Genomic DNA, 18,129 nt, shown 5'->3' on the forward strand with positions numbered 1-18,129 from the left:
CAAGACGTTGTGGCATGACCCCTACCGCCGGCGTGGTTCAGCCGGCGGTGCTGGTGCGCAGCCGGCTGTCGGCCATCGGGGTGAAGCGCGGCAGCCGCAGCGTGAAGGTGGTGTGCACCCTGGGCACCGACTCGCACTCGATGCGGCCGCCAAAGGTCTCGATCACGCGGCGGCAGAATGCCAGCCCGAGGCCGGCGCCGAGGCCATGCGCCTTGGTCGAGAAAAACGGCTCGAAGATGCGCGGCAGCACGTCGGCCGCGATGCCGGGGCCGGAATCGCGGAAGCGGATCACATGGTGCTGGCCTTCGGTCGCGCCGGTGATGTCGATGCGCCCGCCGCCGGTGGCGCGGATCGCATGCAGCGCATTCTTGAGCAGGTTGAACAGCACGTAGACCAGCAGCGTGTCGGAACCGACGAAGCGCCAGCCCGCATCGATGCCGCGCACATGCACCCAGCCGCGCTCATCGCCCTGGAACGGGTAGCGCTCCAGCGCCGCATGGACACAGTCGGCAATGCCGTGCGGCGCGAAGGTGCTGCGGTCCAGCCGCTCGAGCGTGACCGAGGCCAGCGCCATGTCGATCACCGTGCTGGTGCCATCGACCTCGCGCGTGATCGCGCCGACCAGGCTCGACACGCGCTCGAGCTGCCCGGGGCGCATGCGGTCTTCGCACAGGCCCTGCTCGACCGCCAGCTGGTAACCCTGCAGCACCTGCGGCCAGGTGCACGCCAGCTCCTGCGCCTGCATGCGGATCGTGGCCAGCGGCGTGCGCACTTCATGCGCGACCGTGGCCGCCAGCGAATACGGATGCATCAGGTCGTAGCGCACCACGCTGACAGCCAGCATGCCCAGGCTCGCCGCCACGAAGACCACACCCGGCGGGTAGAAGGCCACGCCGTAGTTGACCAGGTAGTCCACCGCCGCCAGCGAATACAGCACCACCGCCACCAGGCACAGGTTGTAGCGCTTGCGGCGTTCGGCGGTGGCGTTGCGGCGGGCCTCGGCCAGGATCCAGGCGCTGCGGATCGCCACCAGCACGGTCTGCGCGAGGTGCAGCGGATGCAGCGGCCCGGCCTTGGGATAGTCGCCGAAGAAATAGGTGTAGTAGCCCGACACCACCTGCCCGGTGGTCAGCAGCAGCACCACCAGCACCAGGCTGAGCCCATAGGAGGCCAGCAGCAGCGGCCGTTCCCGGCGGCGCTCGGTCACTTCGGCGATGAAGTGGTAGAACGTCGTCGGCAGGAACAGGATGAACAGGTAACCCAGGCGGGCCAGCAACAGCGCCACGTCGGGATGCGTGGCCTGGTACAGGAAGACCCACGTGCCCTGCCAGGCGAAGGTGGTCACGCACAGCAGGAAGAACGATGCCGACACGCGCGTGACCCCCTTGGTCACCAGCACGTAGAGGCCGTAACCGAGGAAGGTGGACGAGACGAAGGCAGGCAGGGCAGCGTACATGCGCGGTGCGGGTAGCCAGCAGGCGTACAGCGGCAGGTCGGCGCCCATCGCTGGCGCGCTGCCGCGACGCGACATGTTATGACGTCTGCGCGTGATGCGTGCTTCATTTCTTTGCATACAGAGCTAACGCCTGCTTAATGCAGCGGGGATCACTCCCCACGACGTGGGGGTATCCAGAGCGCAGCCCGGGCAACAAAGAAGGCGGGACGTCCAAGGACGTCCCGCCTTATGCTGCCGTGACAAACCGGCTTACCAGCGCGAGTCGTTTTCCCACGCCTTCATCTCTTCCTCGGCGCGCTCCTTGGAGTAGCCATAGCGCTCCTGGATGCGGCCGGCGAGCTGGTCGCGCTTGCCATTGATCTGCGCGATGTCATCGTCGGTGAGCTTGCCCCACTTTTCCTTGATCTTGCCCTTGGCCTGCTCCCACTTGCCTTCGATCTGGTCCCAGTTCATGTTGTGCTCCTTCATGCGGGGGCGGACGGGCCGCGCGGTGGCCGCCCGCCATTGCGTCGATGAATGGTCCGCCAGGGGCTGGCGGACGGCCCGGCTGGACCATGCCGGCGACAGCGCCGGCATGGGCTGCCTGTCGGCCTACTTGCCACCTTACTTGCCGTACTTGGCCTTTACGTCAGCCTGGCACTTGTCCTTGGCATCGCCGGACATTGCATCGCAACGTTCCTTGTCGGCCTTGTAAGCGGCGTCCATCGTGTCCTTCTTGGCATCTGCGCGGGCTTCCGCCACATCGGTGCGCGAGCCGGTTGCCGCGGCCTTGTCGACCTTGGCGGCGGTCAGGGCCTTTTCATGGGCAGCCTTGGCGTCCTTCTTGCAAACGTCCTTGTCGTTGCCCTTCTTGTCGTCGCACATTTCCTTGGCAACGTCGTAGTCACGGTCGGCCTTCACTTTCTCGGCCTTGGCCATGGACTTCTGCGTGCCGTCGCGCCGGGCTTCGGCCTGGGCCTTGGCCACGTCGCGGTCGCGCTTGGCCTCGGCCTTGCACACGTCCTTGGCGTTGTCCTTCATGCCGTCGCACTTGGCGGTGGCAGCCTTGTAGTCCGCATCAGCCTGCTTGGCCGCGGCGTCATAGTCGGCGCGGGTGCCAGCGGCGGCCGTGGTGGCCGGCGGCGTGCCGGGCGCTGTCGCCTGGGCCAGGGCATAGCCCGCGGGGGCCGCGACCATCATCGAACACACTGCTGCAGTGAGCCATTTCTTCATCATGTCGAGCTCCTTTCCAGTTGGTTGCGTGGTCGTACGCATAGTCGTACGCATAAGGGGCCGGCGGCGATGCGCTGCTGGCCACGCCGTATGTACAGCGTAGGCTGCAGGGGTAATGGGAAGCAGGCGTTGGGTTCCGAAAGGCGCGTCAGACTATTCCGACACCAGGGTCCGGGAGCGGCACTTGCGGGGATAGCGCGCAAAAAAAGAATCCCCTGTACCGCTCACGGAACAGGGGAGGACACCAGCCGGGGAGCCTCAGCCGGAGATAGACGTCGTCAGCCTGTTCTCGTCAGGCGCCGGGGCTTCTTCGTCCGGCCAGTTGCGGCCGACCATCCATTCGTACAGCGTCGGCAGCACGATCAGCGTCAGCACCGTGGCGGTGATCAGGCCGCCGATGATGACGATGGCCAGCGGGCGCTGCGTCTCCGAACCGATCGCGCGCGAGATCGCCATCGGGAACAGGCCAAGCATTGCCAGCAGCGCCGTCATCAGCACTGTGCGCAGCCGGTCCATCGAACCGGTCAGCACGGCCTGGCGCACCGGCATGCCCTCGTCGCGCAGCTGGTTGAAGTAGGTCACCATCACCACGCCGTTGAGCACGGCCTGGCCGAACAGTGCGATAAAGCCGATCGCCGCCGACACCGACAGCGGGATGCCGGTCAGGAACAGCGCGAACACGCCGCCGACCAGCGCGAACGGGATGTTCGAGATAATCAGCGTCGCGCTCTTGAACGACTTGAACGCGTTGAACAGCAGCAGGAAGATCATCAGCACCGACAGCGGCACCACGATCGCCAGCCGCGCCATGGCGCGCTCCTGGTTCTCGAATTCGCCCGACCAGCTGATCTTGACGTCGTCGGCCTTGACGTTCTTCTTCACCAGCGCCTGCATGTCCTTGACCACGCTGCCCATGTCGCGGTCGCGGATGAAGATGCCGATCGAGGTGGTGCGCTGGCCGTTCTCGCGGCTGATGTTCATCGCGCCCGACGCTGCGCGGAAGGTCACCAGCTGCGACAGCGGCACCTGCGCGCCATCGGCGGTCTGCATGAAGATATTGGGCAGGTTGGGCAGCTCGCGCTCGGACGGCTTCAGGCGCACCGCCACGCTGAAGTGGCGCTCGCCTTCCCACAGCTCGGTGGCGGCCTTGCCCGCCAGCGCGGTTTCCATCAGGTCCTGCACGTCGGCCACGTTGATGCCGTAGCGCGCGGCCTGGGCGCGGTCGAACTCCAGCACATACTGCGGCAGCTCGCCGTCGCGGTCGATAAAGGCGCGCATCACGCCCTTGACCGACTGCACGTTGGCCAGGATCTGGTCGGCCACCTTCTTGTTCTGCTCAAGGCTGTCGCTCTGCACCTTGATCACGATCTGGCCCTTGATCTGCGAGATGCTTTCCAGGATGTTGTCGCGCACCGGCTGCGAGAAATTGGGCTCGATGCCAGGCAGCTGGCGCAGGTTCTTGTCGATTTCGCCGATGATGGCGCGCTTGTTGAAGCCATCGCGCCATTGCTTCTCGGGCTTGAGATCGACCAGGACCTCGACGGTGTTGATCAGCTTGGGATCGGTGCCGTCGTCGGGGCGGCCCACCTTGGAGATGGTGGTATTGACCTCCGGCGTCTTGCGGATGATGCTGCGCAGCAGCCGCGCCTGGTCGCGCGCCTCATCGACCGAGACCGAGGCCGGCAGGTCGAAGCTGACCCACATCGAGCCTTCGTCCAGTTCGGGCAGGAATTCGCTGCCGAGGAACTTGCCCACGCCCACCGTCACCAGCAGCAGGCCCAGCGCGGCACCGATCACCAGCTTCTTGTGGTCCAGCGCCCAGCCCAGCATGGGCTCGTACAGCCGCTTGCAATGGCGCACGATGAAGTTGTCGTCGTGCGCGATGTTCTTCGTCAGCAGCAGGTGGCACAGCAGCGGCACCAGCGTCAGCGAAATGATCAGCGAACCGATCAGCGCACCCGTCACGGTATAGGCCATCGGCGCGAAGATCTTGCCCTCGTGCCGCTGCAGCGTGAAGATCGGAATGTGCGCGGCGATGATGATGACCATCGAGAACACGGTCGGGCGGCCCACCTCGGTGGTGGCCAGCAGGATCGCGTGCAGCCGCGCCTTGCTGTCGCGGATCTGCTGCTCCTTGAGCTCGCCCAGGCGCTTGAAGATGTTCTCGACCACGATCACCGCGCCGTCGACGATGATACCGAAGTCCATCGCCCCCAATGACAGCAGGTTGGCCGGGATGCCGACCCAGGTGAGCCCGATGAAGGTCGACAGCAGCGCCAGCGGGATCACCAGCGCCACGATCGCCGCGGCGCGCACGTTGGCCAGGAACAGGTACAGCACGGCCATCACCAGCAGCGCGCCTTCGACCAGGTTGCCGAACACCGTGTGCAGCGTCTTGTCGATCAGCGTGGAGCGGTCGTAGTACGGCACGATTTTCACGCCCTTGGGCAGGATCTGGTCGTCGAGCAGGTCGATGCGCTTCTTCAGCGCTTCGAGCACCAGCGACGGGTTCTCGCCCTTGCGCATCACCACGATGCCCGAGACGATGTCGTCTTCGTCGTCCTGGCCCATCAGGCCCTGCGGCGGCGCGCTGCCAACCTTGACGTCGGCGATGTCCTTGACCAGGATCGGCGTGCCGTTGTTCTCGGCCACCACCACGTTGGCGATGTCGGCCGAGGTGCGGAAGCTGCCCAGCGAGCGCAGCAGGAACTGCTGGCGCCCGTGCGCGACGGCGCCGCCGCCGGCGTTGGCGTTGGCGCGCTGCAGCGCGGTGAACAGCTGCGACAGCGAGATCTTGGCGTCGCGCATGCGCGCGAGGTTGGGGTTGACCTCGTACTGCTTGATGGTGCCGCCGATCGTCACCAGGTCGGCCACGCCCGGCACCTGGCGCAGGTTCTTCTCGACCACCCAGTCCTGCAGCGTGCGCAGCTCCTGCGGCGTATAGCCCTTGCCGGTCAGCCGGAAGCGGAAGATCTCGCCGATCGCGGTCGACAGCGGCGCCAGGTCCGGATGCACGCCGTCGGGCAGGTCGACGCTGCGCAGCCGCTCCAGGATCTGCTGGCGCGCGGTCACGTCGGTGGCGCGGTCATTGAAGGTCACCATCATGAACGACAGGCCGAACTGGGTGTGCGAGAACACCCGCACCGCGTTGGGCGTGCCGGCCAGCGCGGTCTCGATCGGGATGGTGACCTGCCGCTCGACTTCTTCCGCGGCGCGCCCCGGGTACAGCGTGATGACGTTGACCTGGATGTCGGATACGTCGGGGAAGGCCTCGATGGGCAGGTTCTTGAACGCGGCCAGGCCGCCGCCGACGAAGATGAGCAGGCCCAGCCAGACAAAGAGCTTCTGGTGCAGGGCAAAGCTGACGATGCGCGAGATCATGTGGCGGCCGTCCTCACTTCTTGTCGGCCGCACGCGCCGCATTGACTGCTGTGGCATCGCGCAGGATGTCCTGCAGGTAGAGGTTGCCCTCGGTCACCACGGTCTCGCCTTCCTTCACGCCTTCCAGCAGTTCGGTGGTGCCGGGCATGGTCACGCCCACGCGCACCTGGCGGCGCTCGAAGGTATTGGGGGCGGTGCGCACAAAGACATAGTTGCGGTTGTCGGCCAGGAACACGGCCTTGGATGGCACCGCGATGCCTTCGAACGACGCCGCGGGCAGGCGCGCCGTGACGAACATCTCGGCCTTCAGGCGGCGCCCGGGATTGGGCACGCTCAGCCGGACCTTGATGCTGCGCGCGGTCGGGTCGACATAGTCGGCGATCTTGACCACGGTGCCGGTGAAGGTTTCGCCGGGGTAGGCGGCGGTGACCACCTGCACGATGACACCGTCGCGAAACAGGCTGAGGTCGGATTCACCGGCATCGACCTGCGCCCACAGCGTGGTGGGGTCGGTGATCAGGAACAGCGGCGCGGCCGGCGGCTGGTCGGGGCGCAGCTCCATGCCCTGGTTGATGTTGCGCTCGACCACCAGGCCGTCGATCGGGCTGCGCAGCGCGAAGCGCTGGTTCACGCCGTCGCTGCCCGCCGCTGCGCCGTACTGGCGCAGCGCCGCCTGCGTGCGCTGCAGGTCGGCCGCGGCGCGCGCCGCGTCGGCCTGCGACTGTTCCAGGTCCTTCTGTGCGATGACGCCGGCGCCGTACAGCTCGCGCTGGCGCGCCAGCGCCTTGGCCGCGACCGCGCTGTCGGCGGCAGCCTTGCGTGCGTCGGCCTGGGCCACGCCGAAGTCCGGCGACGTCAGGCTGGCCAGCGGCTGGCCGGCTTTGACCGTGGCGCCGGGCTGCACCAGGACCTCGGTCACGCGGCCGGCAAAGGGCGTGGACACGCGCACAGTCTTGTCCTCGTTCCAGACCAGCCGGCCCGGCAGGTTCAGCATGCGCTCGCCGCCGGACTTGGCGGGTTCGCCGGCAATGCCGGGCAGCGATTTCACGCTGGCCGGGAACTGGATGGTGTTGCCGCTGACCTTGGGATCGTCATCGGGCTTGGGCGGCTCGGACTTGCCGCAGGCGGCGAGCACCAGCGCGCACAGCGCCATGGCGCAGACGGAAGACAGCCGTGCGGGCACGGCGGTGGAAAGCGGACGATGGGTGCAGGACGTGCGGCGGAACATGCGTGACAAGTAAGACATGAAGAATGCGCGGGAACTGCGGTATCAGGGACGTGCCTGCGAGGCCACGGGCGCGCCCGCGGTGCCGGAGGTCTTGGAGGTCTTGGAGGTCTGCAAGGCGGCGCGGTAGGCCGACAACGCCTTGGCGTATGCGCCCTGCGCTTCGACGGCGTCGAGCCGGGTCTGGCGCAGCGCGCGGCGCGCGTCGAGCAGGTCGAGCACGCCGGTGGCGCCCTTGCTGTAGGCGAACTCGGCGCTGCCGGCGACGCTTTCCGCGGCGGGCAGCACTTCGTCGCGCATCTGGCGCAGCGACTGGCGCGCGGTTTCGAGCTGGCTGCGCAGCCGGTCGATTTCGTTGCCCGCCTCCAGCATCACGCGGTTGCGGTCGTCCAGCGCGGCGTAGTAGTCGACTTCGGCACGCCGTGCCTCGCCGCTGTTGCGGTGGCGCACGAACAGCGGGATCGACAGGAACACGCCGAAGCTGTTGCCGGTGCCATAGGAGTTGGTGGGAGAGACCGGATAGTGCTCGGCCTGCGCCCCAATGGTCACGTCAGGCACGCGTCCGGCGCGGGCCAGGTCGCGCGCGGCGGCGGCCGCTGCCAGGCGGGCCTCGGCGGCGGTCACGTCGGGGCGGCGCTCGAGCAGGTAGGGATCGGGTTGCGGCGCCGGCGCATCGAGCGCTGGCCAGTCGGCGACCAGCCGGTTATCCGACAGCGTGCCGGGAACCCCCATCGCCTGCGCCAGCGCGGCCTTGTCGCTGTAGTGGTCGGTCATGGCCTGGCGCATGTCGTTCTGCGCGCGCAGGACGTCGAGCTGCAGCTTGTTCACGTCGGCGCGCGCCACGTCGCCTGCCTTCAGCCGCGTTTCGCTGGCCTGGCGGGTACGCTCGTACAAAGCCAGCGTTTCCCGGAGCACCGCCACGTGTTCCTGGCTGACCAGCGCCTCGAAGAAGGCCTGCTCGACCGCGGCAGTCTGCTGCGCCACCACGGCCTGCACCGCCTCGCCCGCCGCGGCGCTGGCCTTTTGCGCGGCGTCGACGCGCAGGTTGCCCTTGTTGGCGGTCTCGATGAGCTGGTCGACGCGCAGCTTGGAGTCCACCGTCTTGCTGCGCAGGTTGCCGGAGCCGACGCCGGCGTGCGGGTTGATGTTCTCCACACCCAGGCTCAGCACCGGGTTGGGCCGCTGCGACGCGATCTGCACATCGGCCTGGCTGGCTTCCACGCCCCGGCGCGCGGCAATGATGGTGCGGTTGCAGCGCAGCGCGTCCAGGCGCGCCTGGGCCAGCGTCAGCGTGGCGCCGGCGGGCGGTGGCGTGCAGGGGGCGGCGGCATCGACGGTATCGGCGGCGGCGGTATCGGCGGCGGTATCGGCCGCAGGCTCGGATTCGGCGGCAATGCTGGCCGCAGGTGTGGCGAGAACGCCCAGCAGGAGCAGGGTTCCCGCGGTGGCACGGGCAAAGACAACGGGCACGGTCAGTCAGGCTCGGTTCGAAAGCGGTTTTGCGGTCAACGGTCTGCGGTAAACGACCGTGCCCCCAAAGCGGTGCACCGACCGATGAATTTTCATCCGTCTGGCAGCTGCTCCGGCGGTCGCCCGGCTGGGCTGTCATGCCGCGTCCTCGCGCGCCCTCGCCCTGCTATCCCGATGCTTCAAACGCCACCCGGGCACGATCTCCCGACGGCATTCAAACCGAATCGCTTTACAAACGGCTTTCATATCGCTGACAAAAGCCTTTAACTGCGTGAAAACCCCAGTCCGCGCGACTTCGATCAAGAATGCAAGCGGCCCGGGAATCACCGACGCGTGCGTCGGTGATTCCCGGTCCGTTATTCCAGCCTTGGCCGCCCTGGTGGCTTATGCCTTGGCGCGGTCGTCCAGCCCGAGGCTGCGCCCGATGATTTCTTTCATGATTTCGCTGCTGCCGGCGTAGATTCGCGAGATCCGCGCATCGGTGTACATCCGGCAGATGCGGTACTCCTCCATATAGCCGGCGCCGCCGTGCAGCTGCACGCCCTCGTCCACCACGCGGCCCTGCAGCTCGGAGGTCAGCAGCTTGGCCGACGCCGCCGTCTCCACCGTCAGCGTGCCGGCGTTATGCTGCAGCACGCACTGGTCGACAAAGGTCTGGATCGCGTCGAGCTGGGCGCGCAGCTCGGCCAGCTTGAAGCGCGAGTTCTGGAAGGTGCCGATCGGCCGGCCGAAGGCCTTGCGTTCCTTGACGTAGTCCAGCGTCAGGTCGAACGCCACCTGCGCCGACGCCATGTAGCCGCAGGCGCCGATCAGCCGCTCCTCGGCCAGGTGCCGGGTCAGGTAGCGGAAGGCCTGGCCGGGCTCGCCGAGCACGTTGGCCTTGGGCACCTTCACGTTGTCGAAGAACAGCTCCGAGGTGTCCTGCGAATGCAGGCCCATCTTGCGCAGCTTGCGGCCGCGCTCGAAGCCCGGCATGCCTCGCTCGACGATAAACAGCGTCAGGCCGTGGCTGCGCTCGGGGTCGGTGCGCGCCACCACTACCACGTAGTCGGCCAGCTGGCCGTTGGAGATATAGGTCTTGGCGCCGTTCAGCACCCAGTGGTCGCCATGATCCTCGGCCCGGGTGCGGATGCCGGCCAGGTCGGAGCCGGTCTGCGGCTCGGTCATGGCGATGGCGAAAATCGCCTCGCCGCGCGCCGCGGCCGGCAGCAGGCGCAGGCGCTGCTCTTCGTTGCCGATGCGGCCGACATACGGCGCCACCAGGCGCGAATGGAGCGTGCCGAAGAAGCCGGAGTCGCCATGGCGCGCGTTTTCCTCGATCAGGATCTGCTCATAGCGGAAGTCATCGACGCCGGCGCCGCCGTATTTCTCGTCGGCCCACATCAGCAGGTAGCCCTGCTCGCCGGCCTTGCGGAACACCTCGCGGTCGACGCAGCCCTGCTCGCGCCAGCGCTCGCCGTGCGGCCCGACCTCACGCTGGTAGAAGCGGCGGGCGGATTCGCGGAAGGCGTCGTGTTCGGCTTCGAAGATCAGGCGTTGCATGGCTGGAGTCCCCCTTCTGGTGTGATGTTCGGATCGGTTGAGTGTCTGCCGTGCCGCGCGCCTGAGGTTCGTCGGAAAAGATGATTTTTCTACAACCCGTGCCCACGCTGGCGTTGCCGGGACAGGCCATTCAATGCAGTTTTATTGATATGAACCCATGATAACTTTCATTTACCCGCGGGCATGGTTTGTGCCAATACTAGGAGACACCGACACTTATTCGATGGAGCGGGAAATCATGGAAACCGTCCTCTGGATCGCGCTGGCGCTGGCGCTGTTGGCGCTGGGAGGCACTGTTACCTGGCTGATCGGCACGCGGGTACCTGAACCGGTATTCGAGCGCGTGCAGCGGCATGGCCGCTTCGCCGGCCTCGAACCCAGGCCGCCGCGCCGGCCGCGGGGCGGCAAGCGCGTGCGGCAGTACCGGCTGGTGCCGGCCGGCATGCCCGGCTGGGCGGGGCTGTCGGCGCGGCCCATGCCAGTGCGCGCCTGATGCCGCGGGCGCCCGCTACAGTGGCACGTCCCAACGCTGCGACCAGTCCGATTCTTCGCGCACGATATCGCGCAGCATGCGCACGGCCTCCTGCGTCATGCCGGCTGGCGTCCTGGCGCAGACAAGGAAGACCGGATACGAGAATTCCGATGCGCTGTCGACTCGCACCAGCGCGCCGCTGTCGAGGTAGCTCTGCACGACCCGCGTACGGAAATACCCGCTGCCGCCGAACTGGAGGATGTACTGCAAAGCCAGTGGCCCGAGGTTGAAATACAGCGACGCGCGCGCATGCTGGGGCAGGACGCTGTCATGCTGGCGCCGGAATTCCGGCCCCCAGTCAACGTAGACATAGGGGCCGTCGCGCTGGGCCGAGCGGATCAGGATCAGCTTTTCCTCCATCAGCGCCTCGACATGCATGCCGGGCGCGTACTCCGGCTGGTAGACCAGCGCCGCATCGAGCGTGCCCGACTGCAGCTTGTACTGCAGCGCCTCGCCCTCCCCCACTTCAGCGCGCACCGCCAGCGCCGGCATCTGCTGGCGCATGCGCGTGGCCCACAGCAGCGCCAGCGGATTGCCCAGGCTGATCTCGGCGCCAAAGCGGAACAGGTTTGCCAGCCCAGCCGGCAGTGGCAACTCGCGGCAAGCCGCCTCCCAGGTCTGCACCAGCTGGCTGGCATAGCCCAGGAAACGCTGGCCGTCGGCGGTGAGGCGCGCGCCGGCCTTGTTGCGCTCGAACAGCCGGCAGTTCAGCTGTGACTCCAGGCTCTTGATCCGGGCCGTTACCGCGGTTTGCGTGACGTGCAGCTTGTCGGCCGCCGCCAGCAGGCTGCCGGTGCGCACGACTTGCAGGAAGGTGCGGGCGAGTTCGATGTCCATGGTCGGGGCTGCGTTGGGCCGGTGTGACGGATTGTAAGCAGATCCCAACCGAGAATCGGAAATCTCACACTGACTCCCTTGCATCCCGCTCAACGAACCCGCGGCTTTGCCGAAACCGGTCGCATCGCCGCGCCGGCATCTCCCGCACTCGGCCCACGCACCTCGCGCGGCTGCCGCAGCGGCGCGATGCCTTCCGGTTCCCGCCACGCCACGCCATTGTCATAGCCGGTGGACACGGCCTCGAGGTAGCCGGGGGCGAATTTCTGTTCAGGGGTGACAGCCGCTGCCGCGGGAGCGGCAGGCTGCGGGGCTTCGGCCTGTGCGCAGGCGACGCTGTTCAGGCACAGCCCCAGCACACGCAGCAGCACGACGGCGCGGCGGGTGCGGTGCAGCAGTTTCTTTTGCGGGCGCGATGCGGCCTGCCCGCGCTGGCAGGGGGATTGGGGGTTCATCGGTGTTCTCCGGGGAAGCCATTGCTGGCGGGTGGGACAACGAGCATCGGCGCCGCGCTCGCTGTCCATTCCGCAATGACCGTGCCACCACCACTACGCCGCCTGCGGCGCGGTGCAGGGCACTTTCCGGGCTGTTCCGCTGATCATTCGTTGGCACCGGGCCGACGACCAGCGAAAAGCTGTCGGTATCCGTCCAACACCGCATGAAGCTCAGGGCAGGTACCCCAGCAGCCGCCACCAGAGGTAATCCAGCGGCAGCAACGCCACCACCGTGATGGCCGCCAATGCCAGGCACAGCCGCGTGCCATGGCGTAGCCCGACGCCGCCCAGCTGCATCGCGATCACGATCGGCGGCGACTGGTAGGGGAAGAACACCGTGGAGAACACCGGCACCTGCAGCATCAGTACCGTCTCCAGCGGCAAGCCGGTGGCGCTGGCAAATTCCCGCGCCAGCGGAGACAACACCGCCGGCAGGCTCGGCAGCGTGGTCATCAGGCCCATGCTGGCGCCCACGGCGCCGAGCGCGCCGACGTTCGCCACCGTGTGCCCCGGCGTCAGCTGCAGCCACTTCAGCAGCGCGTGGCTGACGGCAGTGCCCAGGCCGGTCGACTCCACCACCGCGCCAAGTCCGAGGAAGCCCGCCACATAGAGCAGCGGCACCAGGTGAACCTGCTCGGCCAGCGCCCTGGACGAGACCAGCCCCACGCCCGGCAGCAGGCAGACGATGCTTGCGGCCAGCGCGATCCAGGCCGGCGAGATGCCATGCAGCGCGTCGGTGGCGAATCCCACCACGGCGATCGCCAGGATGACCGCCAGCAGCCGCTCCTGCCGGCCCATCGGCGCGCGCGCTGTCGCCGGCGCCGCGGCCAGCGGCGCGTCGTGCGGGAACAGCCGGCACACGAGCCAGACCAGCACCACGGTCTTGAGCAGGCCCAGGACCGGGAAGTGCAGCAGCAGGTAGCCGCCGTAGCTGAGGTTGATGCCGTACAGCGAGCTGGCCGCGCCCAGCAGCACGCTGTTGGGGATATTGGCGGGCAGGATGGTGGTCGGCGGCATATAGCTGGCCGCAGCCACCGTCAGCACCAGACCGATACGGCCGTTGGAGCCGGGGCCCAGGCCCACGCGGTCCGCCAGCGCCAGCACGATCGGGACCAGCAGCAGCACACGGCCGGTGGTGGACGGCATCAGGAACGCGAGGCCCACGGCGCTGGCCGCGACCAGCGCGACCAGTTGCGGATATCCGTGCACCCGGCGCTGGAAGATGGCGTCGGCCAGCCGCAGCGCCAGCCCGCTGTTGCGCAGCGCCACGCCGGTGACGGCGCCGCCGAACATCAGCCACCACGCGGGCGACGCAAAGCCGCTGAACACCACCTTGGGCGGCGCAATCTGGAATACGACCGCGCACAGGAAGAACAGCAGCGTGGCGGTGGGCTCGGGCAAGGCGCCGAGCGCCCAGCAGCACACCGTGGACAACACCAGCGCCGCGGCCCAGACCAGCGCCGGCGGCGCGTCGATGGCGTGGCCGGCGCTCAACACCAGCGCAATGCACACGCCGATGGCAAAGGCGGCCCTGCCGGATTGCCGCAGGCCGGGGTCGGAAATGGTGTCCCGCACCGGCGCGGTGGCGGCCAGCGTGGCATCCGGGCCGCTCAGGCCGAAACGCGCCGCGGCGCGGCGTACGAATGGAGGCATGGAAGAACATCTCGTCTATGGCGCCGGTCCCATGCCGCGCGCGATTTCGGCGGGCCGGTGCCTGTTCGGCAATCGGCCGGTCACGTTTCCGGTCGCGGCCGCTCGATGCATCGTAGGCCGACCGCGATTGGCGGAGTTACACTAATCAGGCAATTTCTTACGATTTCATGCCACACGACGTCGCCCCCGCCCCTGCCCTGCCTGCCGCCTCGCCGCCCGCCCCGGCCCGCCGCCGCCCGGTCTACTCGCCGGTGCCGCGCGCACGTCCCAGCGCCGCCGACCCGGTGATCGCACACCTGCGCCGGCCGCCTCCCAACGCGGTGATCCACCCGCACCGCCATCCGTGGGGCCAGCTGTCGTTCCCGATCAGCGGCAGCCTGCGCATCACCGCCGGCGGCACCACATGGCTGGTGCCAGCGATGCGCGCAGTCTGGATCCCGCCCGACGTGGAGCACAACGTGGTGGTGCTGGGCACGGTGCGCTTTTACGCCTGCTATATCGCGCCGCAGGCCTGCGCGCTGTCGGCCGATTCATGCGCGGTGCTGGAGGTGTCGCCTCTGTTGCGCGAGCTGATGGAGGCCCTGGCCCACGACGACACGCTCGGCGAGCGCCGCCGCCAGCTCTGCGCCAGCCTGCTGGTGGAGGAACTGGCGGCCGCGCCCACGCTGTCATTGGGGCTGGCGCTGCCGTCGGACCGGCGGCTGCAGGCGCTGTGCCACGCGCTGATGGAAGATCCCGGCTCCAGCCTGACGTTGTCCGAATGGGCGGCCCGCACCGGCGCCAGCGAGCGGACGCTGGCGCGGCTGTTCGAAAGCGAGCTGAAGACCAGCTTCGGCAGCTGGCGCCAGCAGTTGCGGCTGGCCCATGCGATCGACCTGATGAGCCGCGGCCGGCCGCTGGCGCATGTGGCCGCGGAAACCGGCTACGCCCACGCGGGCGCGTTTTCGACCATGTTCCGCCGCGCGCTCGGGCAAACCCCGCGCGACTTCATGGCGCGCCGGCGCCGCGTGCTGGCTTGAGGTGACGCACGGGAGGTGACGCGGGTGGGTAACGTACAGCGGCGCCGGGTCAGGGCTTCACCGCGGCGGCCAGCACCGCCGGCATCGGCACCTCGAAGCCGCTGCCGCGCATATAGCCGGCCACCGTACCGCGCAGCACGGCCCGGATCTCGTCGCGCGCCCGCGGGGTCTGCGCGCGCAGCGTGGCGGCCGCGCGCACGGTGCCTTGCGCAAGCGCATCGAACAGCTGGTCCGGCGTGGAAAAGCGCCATACCTGGTGCACGTGCCGGCACGACGGGGCAACGAAGCCGGCCTGCTGCAAGGCGCTGCGGCACTCGTTGGGATCGCTGAAGAGAAAGAAATTGGGCCCCGCCGGCAGGTCGACCTCCATCGAGCCATAGGCACGGATGGCGGCATAGACCGCGCCGAAGCCCACCGCGCGTTCGGGGGCATCCCACACCGTGAAGGCTATGCGACCGCCTGGGCGCAGCACGCGGAAGGCTTCGCGCAGCGCGGCATCGGGATCGGACAGGTGGCACATGCCGAAGCCGTTGACCACGACATCGAAGCTGGCGTCGCCGAAGGGCAGCGCCTGCGCGTCGGCCTGCTGGTAGTCGATGTGGGGATACAGCTTGCGCGCCAGCTCCACCTGCGCCAGCGAGAAGTCGATGCCGATGGCCTCGGCGCCGCGCCGTGCCGCCGCCGCGGCGATATGGCCCGAGCCGCTGGCGACATCGAGCACACGCTGCCCGCTGGCGGCGCGCGCGTCGTCCAGCAGCGCCTCGATCGATTGCCGGGTCACGTGCGACAGGTGCTCCTGGTAGCGGCTGACGACTTCGGGGTCCTCCCAGCCAGCCAGCTCAAAGGCGCGAAACGAATCTCCGGTGTGATCCATGCCCCCCTCCCAGGCGTCGGTGTCCAGGCTGCGGTTTGCGCGGGGACGAAGCAGGCACGATTGATGCGCCGCGGCCCCCTCCAAGCGAAGTATAGTCAGCGTGGCGCCGGCGCAATGGCCTGGAAATGGCCAGCAGATGGCCAGGCGATGGCCCCGCTCACACGCAGCGCAGCGTGGCAGCGCCGGGGCAGTCCGGCATGGGCCTGGCCGCTATTTCGCCCCGCTCACACGCCAGATGACATTGCCGACGTCGTCCGCCACCAGCAGCCCGCCGCGCTTGTCGATCGCCACGCCCACGGGCCGGCCGCGCGCATTGCCCTCGCCGTCGACAAAACCGGTCAGCACGTCGAAGGGCGCGCCGTTCGGACGGCCTTTGCTGAACGGCACGAAGATGACCTTGTACCCCGCCAGCGGCCGCCGGTTCCAGGACCCATGCTGGCCCACGAACATGCCCTCGCTGAAGCGCGCCGGCAGGCTGTTGCCGGTGGCGGCCGCGAGCCCCAGCGGCGCGGTATGCGCGCCGACCGCGTAGTCGGGCACGATCGCCCTGGCCACCAGGTCGGGCGCCGGGGGCTTGACGCGCTTGTCGACGTGCTGGCCGAAGTAGCTGTATGGCCAGCCATAGAAGCCGCCGTCGCGCACGGTGGTGATGTAGTCGGGCACCAGGTCGCTGCCGAGCTCGTCGCGCTCGTTGACCGCGGTCCACAGCGCGCCGGTGACCGGCTCCCACGCCATGCCGTTGGGATTGCGCAGGCCGCTGGCAAAAATGCGGTGCGAGCCGTTCCTGGGATCGACCTCCCAGATAGCGGCGCGGCCCGCTTCCTTGTCCATGCCGTTCTCGGCCACGTTGCTGTTAGAGCCCACTGTCACGTAGAGCTTGCGGCCGTCGCGGCTGGCGATGATGTTCTTGGTCCAGTGGTGATTGAGCGGCCCGCCGGGCAGGTCGACCACCTTCTGCGGCGCCGCGGCGATCTCGGTCTGGCCGGGCTGGTACGGGAAGCGCAGCACCGCGTCGGTGGCAGCCACGTAGAAATCGTTGCCGACCAGCACCATGCCGAACGGCGAGTTGATGTTTTTCAGGAATATCGACCGCTGGTCGGCGACACCGTCGCCGTTGCTGTCGCGCAGCAGCGTGATGCGGTTGGCGCTGGGCGTGCCGGCGCCGGCGCGCTTCATCACCTTCTTCATGATCCAGCCCTTGATGCCCTTGCCGTCGTCGGGCTTGGGCGGGGCATTGCTCTCGGCCACCAGCACATCGCCGTTGGGCAGCACGTAGACCCAGCGCGGATGATCGAGCTTGTCGGCGAAGGCGGTCACCGCCATGCCCTCGGCCGCCACCGGGCGCTGCCCTTCGCCCCAGCCGACGGCGGGCGCGATCTTGACGGTGGGGATGGCGGTCTCGTTCGGCGGCGGCAGCTGCGGCGTGGGTCCGAAGCCGGCCTCGGAAGGCAGCTTGGCCGATTCGCCGCACGCGCCCAGCGTCGCGGCGGCGCCCGCCAGCAGCACTGCGCCACACAAGCGGGAAGAAGGCGGGAAGGGCTCGGGCAGCGGCATGGTGCGGACTCCTCGGGCGAGGCAGGATGCGCCCGCTACTCGACTATAGGATGCGTGCCGCCGTCCCCTCTGTAGGCCCCTGGGAAGGCCCGGTGTAGGACAACGCCCACGCCGGCCCACCGCATGCCGGCACTCAGCCGCGATGCGGCGTATCCAGCCCCTTCACCACCGCCGGGCGCTGCACGAACGCCTCCAGCACGCGCCGCACGTTGGCAAAATCCTTGAAGCCGACCAGGTCGCCTGCCTCGTAGAAGCCGACCAGGTTGCGCACCCACGGGAAGGTGGCGATGTCTGCAATGGTGTACTCGTCGCCCATGATCCACGCGCGCCCGGCCAGGCGCTGCTCGAGCACGTTGAGCAGGCGCCGGCTTTCCGCCACGTAGCGGTCGCGCGGGCGCTTGTCTTCATAGGCCTTGCCGGCAAACTTGTGGAAGAAGCCGACCTGCCCGAACATCGGGCCGATGCCGCCCATCTGGAACATCAGCCACTGGATGGTCTCGTAGCGCCGTGCCGGATCGGCCGGAATCAGCTTGCCCGACTTGTCGGCCAGGTACAGCAGGATCGCGCCCGATTCGAACAGCGGCAGCGGCTTGCCGCCCGGGCCATTGGGATCGAGAATCGCGGGGATCTTGTTGTTGGGGTTGAGCGACAGGAATTCCGGCGAGAGCTGGTCGTCGGTGTCGAAGCGCACCAGGTGCGGCTCGTACGGCAGGCCCGTCTCTTCCAGCATGATCGATGCCTTGACGCCGTTGGGCGTCGGCAGCGAATAGAGCTGGATGCGCTCGGGATGCTGCGCCGGCCATTTGCGGGTGATGGGGAAGGCGGACAGATCGGACACGTGGGCTCCGGTGGTGGCATGGTGCCAGACGCGCGGCCGGCACCG

15 protein-coding genes are annotated in these 18,129 nt (G+C 68.2%); 2 read left to right on the forward strand and 13 right to left on the reverse strand.

The window, feature by feature from the left end:
- Positions 1 to 37: 37 nt before the first annotated feature.
- The 7 genes from IPF36_RS10745 to IPF36_RS10775 form a co-directional block, all read right to left on the reverse strand.
- Entirely contained in the window at positions 38 to 1,456 is a 1,419-nt protein-coding gene (locus IPF36_RS10745; RefSeq protein WP_195427998.1) for a sensor histidine kinase, read from the reverse strand.
- A gap of 249 nt (positions 1,457 to 1,705) precedes the next feature.
- Positions 1,706 to 1,909, reverse strand: a complete 204-nt coding sequence (locus IPF36_RS10750) for a CsbD family protein (protein WP_133094794.1) — start codon at positions 1,907 to 1,909, stop codon at positions 1,706 to 1,708.
- 150 nt (positions 1,910 to 2,059) lie between these two features.
- Complete coding sequence (locus tag IPF36_RS10755) at positions 2,060 to 2,671, reverse strand: hypothetical protein (RefSeq protein WP_133094793.1); 612 nt, start codon at positions 2,669 to 2,671, stop codon at positions 2,060 to 2,062.
- Between the two features lie 255 nt (positions 2,672 to 2,926).
- On the reverse strand, positions 2,927 to 6,049 hold the full coding sequence (locus tag IPF36_RS10760) for an efflux RND transporter permease subunit (RefSeq protein ID WP_133094792.1): 3,123 nt from the start codon (positions 6,047 to 6,049) through the stop codon (positions 2,927 to 2,929).
- Between the two features lie 13 nt (positions 6,050 to 6,062).
- Positions 6,063 to 7,277: an efflux RND transporter periplasmic adaptor subunit gene (locus IPF36_RS10765; protein ID WP_133094927.1), complete on the reverse strand. Its 1,215-nt coding sequence runs from the start codon at positions 7,275 to 7,277 to the stop codon at positions 6,063 to 6,065.
- A 42-nt stretch (positions 7,278 to 7,319) separates the two neighbouring features.
- Positions 7,320 to 8,744, reverse strand: a complete 1,425-nt coding sequence (locus tag IPF36_RS10770; protein WP_195427960.1) for a TolC family protein — start codon at positions 8,742 to 8,744, stop codon at positions 7,320 to 7,322.
- 384 nt (positions 8,745 to 9,128) lie between these two features.
- Positions 9,129 to 10,286, reverse strand: coding sequence for an acyl-CoA dehydrogenase family protein (locus IPF36_RS10775; protein WP_135703569.1), 1,158 nt, complete (start codon positions 10,284 to 10,286; stop codon positions 9,129 to 9,131).
- Between the two features lie 238 nt (positions 10,287 to 10,524).
- On the opposite strand from IPF36_RS10775, the gene IPF36_RS10780 reads away from it, so the two are divergent.
- The gene (locus tag IPF36_RS10780; protein WP_135703568.1) at positions 10,525 to 10,779 is read left to right on the forward strand and encodes a hypothetical protein; all 255 of its coding nucleotides are present in this window, start codon (positions 10,525 to 10,527) and stop codon (positions 10,777 to 10,779) included.
- A gap of 15 nt (positions 10,780 to 10,794) precedes the next feature.
- Here IPF36_RS10780 and IPF36_RS10785 read toward each other — a convergent pair whose 3' ends face one another.
- The 3 genes from IPF36_RS10785 to IPF36_RS10795 form a co-directional block, all read right to left on the reverse strand.
- Complete coding sequence (locus IPF36_RS10785; protein ID WP_195427961.1) at positions 10,795 to 11,655, reverse strand: LysR family transcriptional regulator; 861 nt, start codon at positions 11,653 to 11,655, stop codon at positions 10,795 to 10,797.
- Between the two features lie 89 nt (positions 11,656 to 11,744).
- Positions 11,745 to 12,107, reverse strand: a complete 363-nt coding sequence (locus tag IPF36_RS10790) for a hypothetical protein (protein WP_135703566.1) — start codon at positions 12,105 to 12,107, stop codon at positions 11,745 to 11,747.
- Positions 12,108 to 12,317: 210 nt separating this feature from the next.
- Complete coding sequence (locus IPF36_RS10795; protein WP_195427962.1) at positions 12,318 to 13,799, reverse strand: SLC13 family permease; 1,482 nt, start codon at positions 13,797 to 13,799, stop codon at positions 12,318 to 12,320.
- 167 nt (positions 13,800 to 13,966) lie between these two features.
- On the opposite strand from IPF36_RS10795, the gene IPF36_RS10800 reads away from it, so the two are divergent.
- Positions 13,967 to 14,818, forward strand: a complete 852-nt coding sequence (locus tag IPF36_RS10800; protein WP_135703564.1) for a helix-turn-helix domain-containing protein — start codon at positions 13,967 to 13,969, stop codon at positions 14,816 to 14,818.
- A gap of 49 nt (positions 14,819 to 14,867) precedes the next feature.
- On the opposite strand, the gene IPF36_RS10805 is transcribed toward IPF36_RS10800, so the two are convergent.
- The 3 genes from IPF36_RS10805 to IPF36_RS10815 form a co-directional block, all read right to left on the reverse strand.
- On the reverse strand, positions 14,868 to 15,692 hold the full coding sequence (locus tag IPF36_RS10805) for a class I SAM-dependent methyltransferase (RefSeq protein WP_135703563.1): 825 nt from the start codon (positions 15,690 to 15,692) through the stop codon (positions 14,868 to 14,870).
- Between the two features lie 210 nt (positions 15,693 to 15,902).
- On the reverse strand, positions 15,903 to 17,246 hold the full coding sequence (locus IPF36_RS10810) for a sorbosone dehydrogenase family protein (protein WP_135703562.1): 1,344 nt from the start codon (positions 17,244 to 17,246) through the stop codon (positions 15,903 to 15,905).
- 133 nt (positions 17,247 to 17,379) lie between these two features.
- A complete protein-coding gene (locus IPF36_RS10815; RefSeq protein WP_135703561.1) occupies positions 17,380 to 18,084 on the reverse strand; it encodes a glutathione S-transferase N-terminal domain-containing protein in 705 nt (234 codons plus the stop codon).
- Positions 18,085 to 18,129: the final 45 nt, after the last annotated feature.

This window comes from Cupriavidus sp. IK-TO18 (assembly GCF_015549295.1).
Lineage (GTDB): Bacteria > Pseudomonadota > Gammaproteobacteria > Burkholderiales > Burkholderiaceae > Cupriavidus > Cupriavidus oxalaticus_A.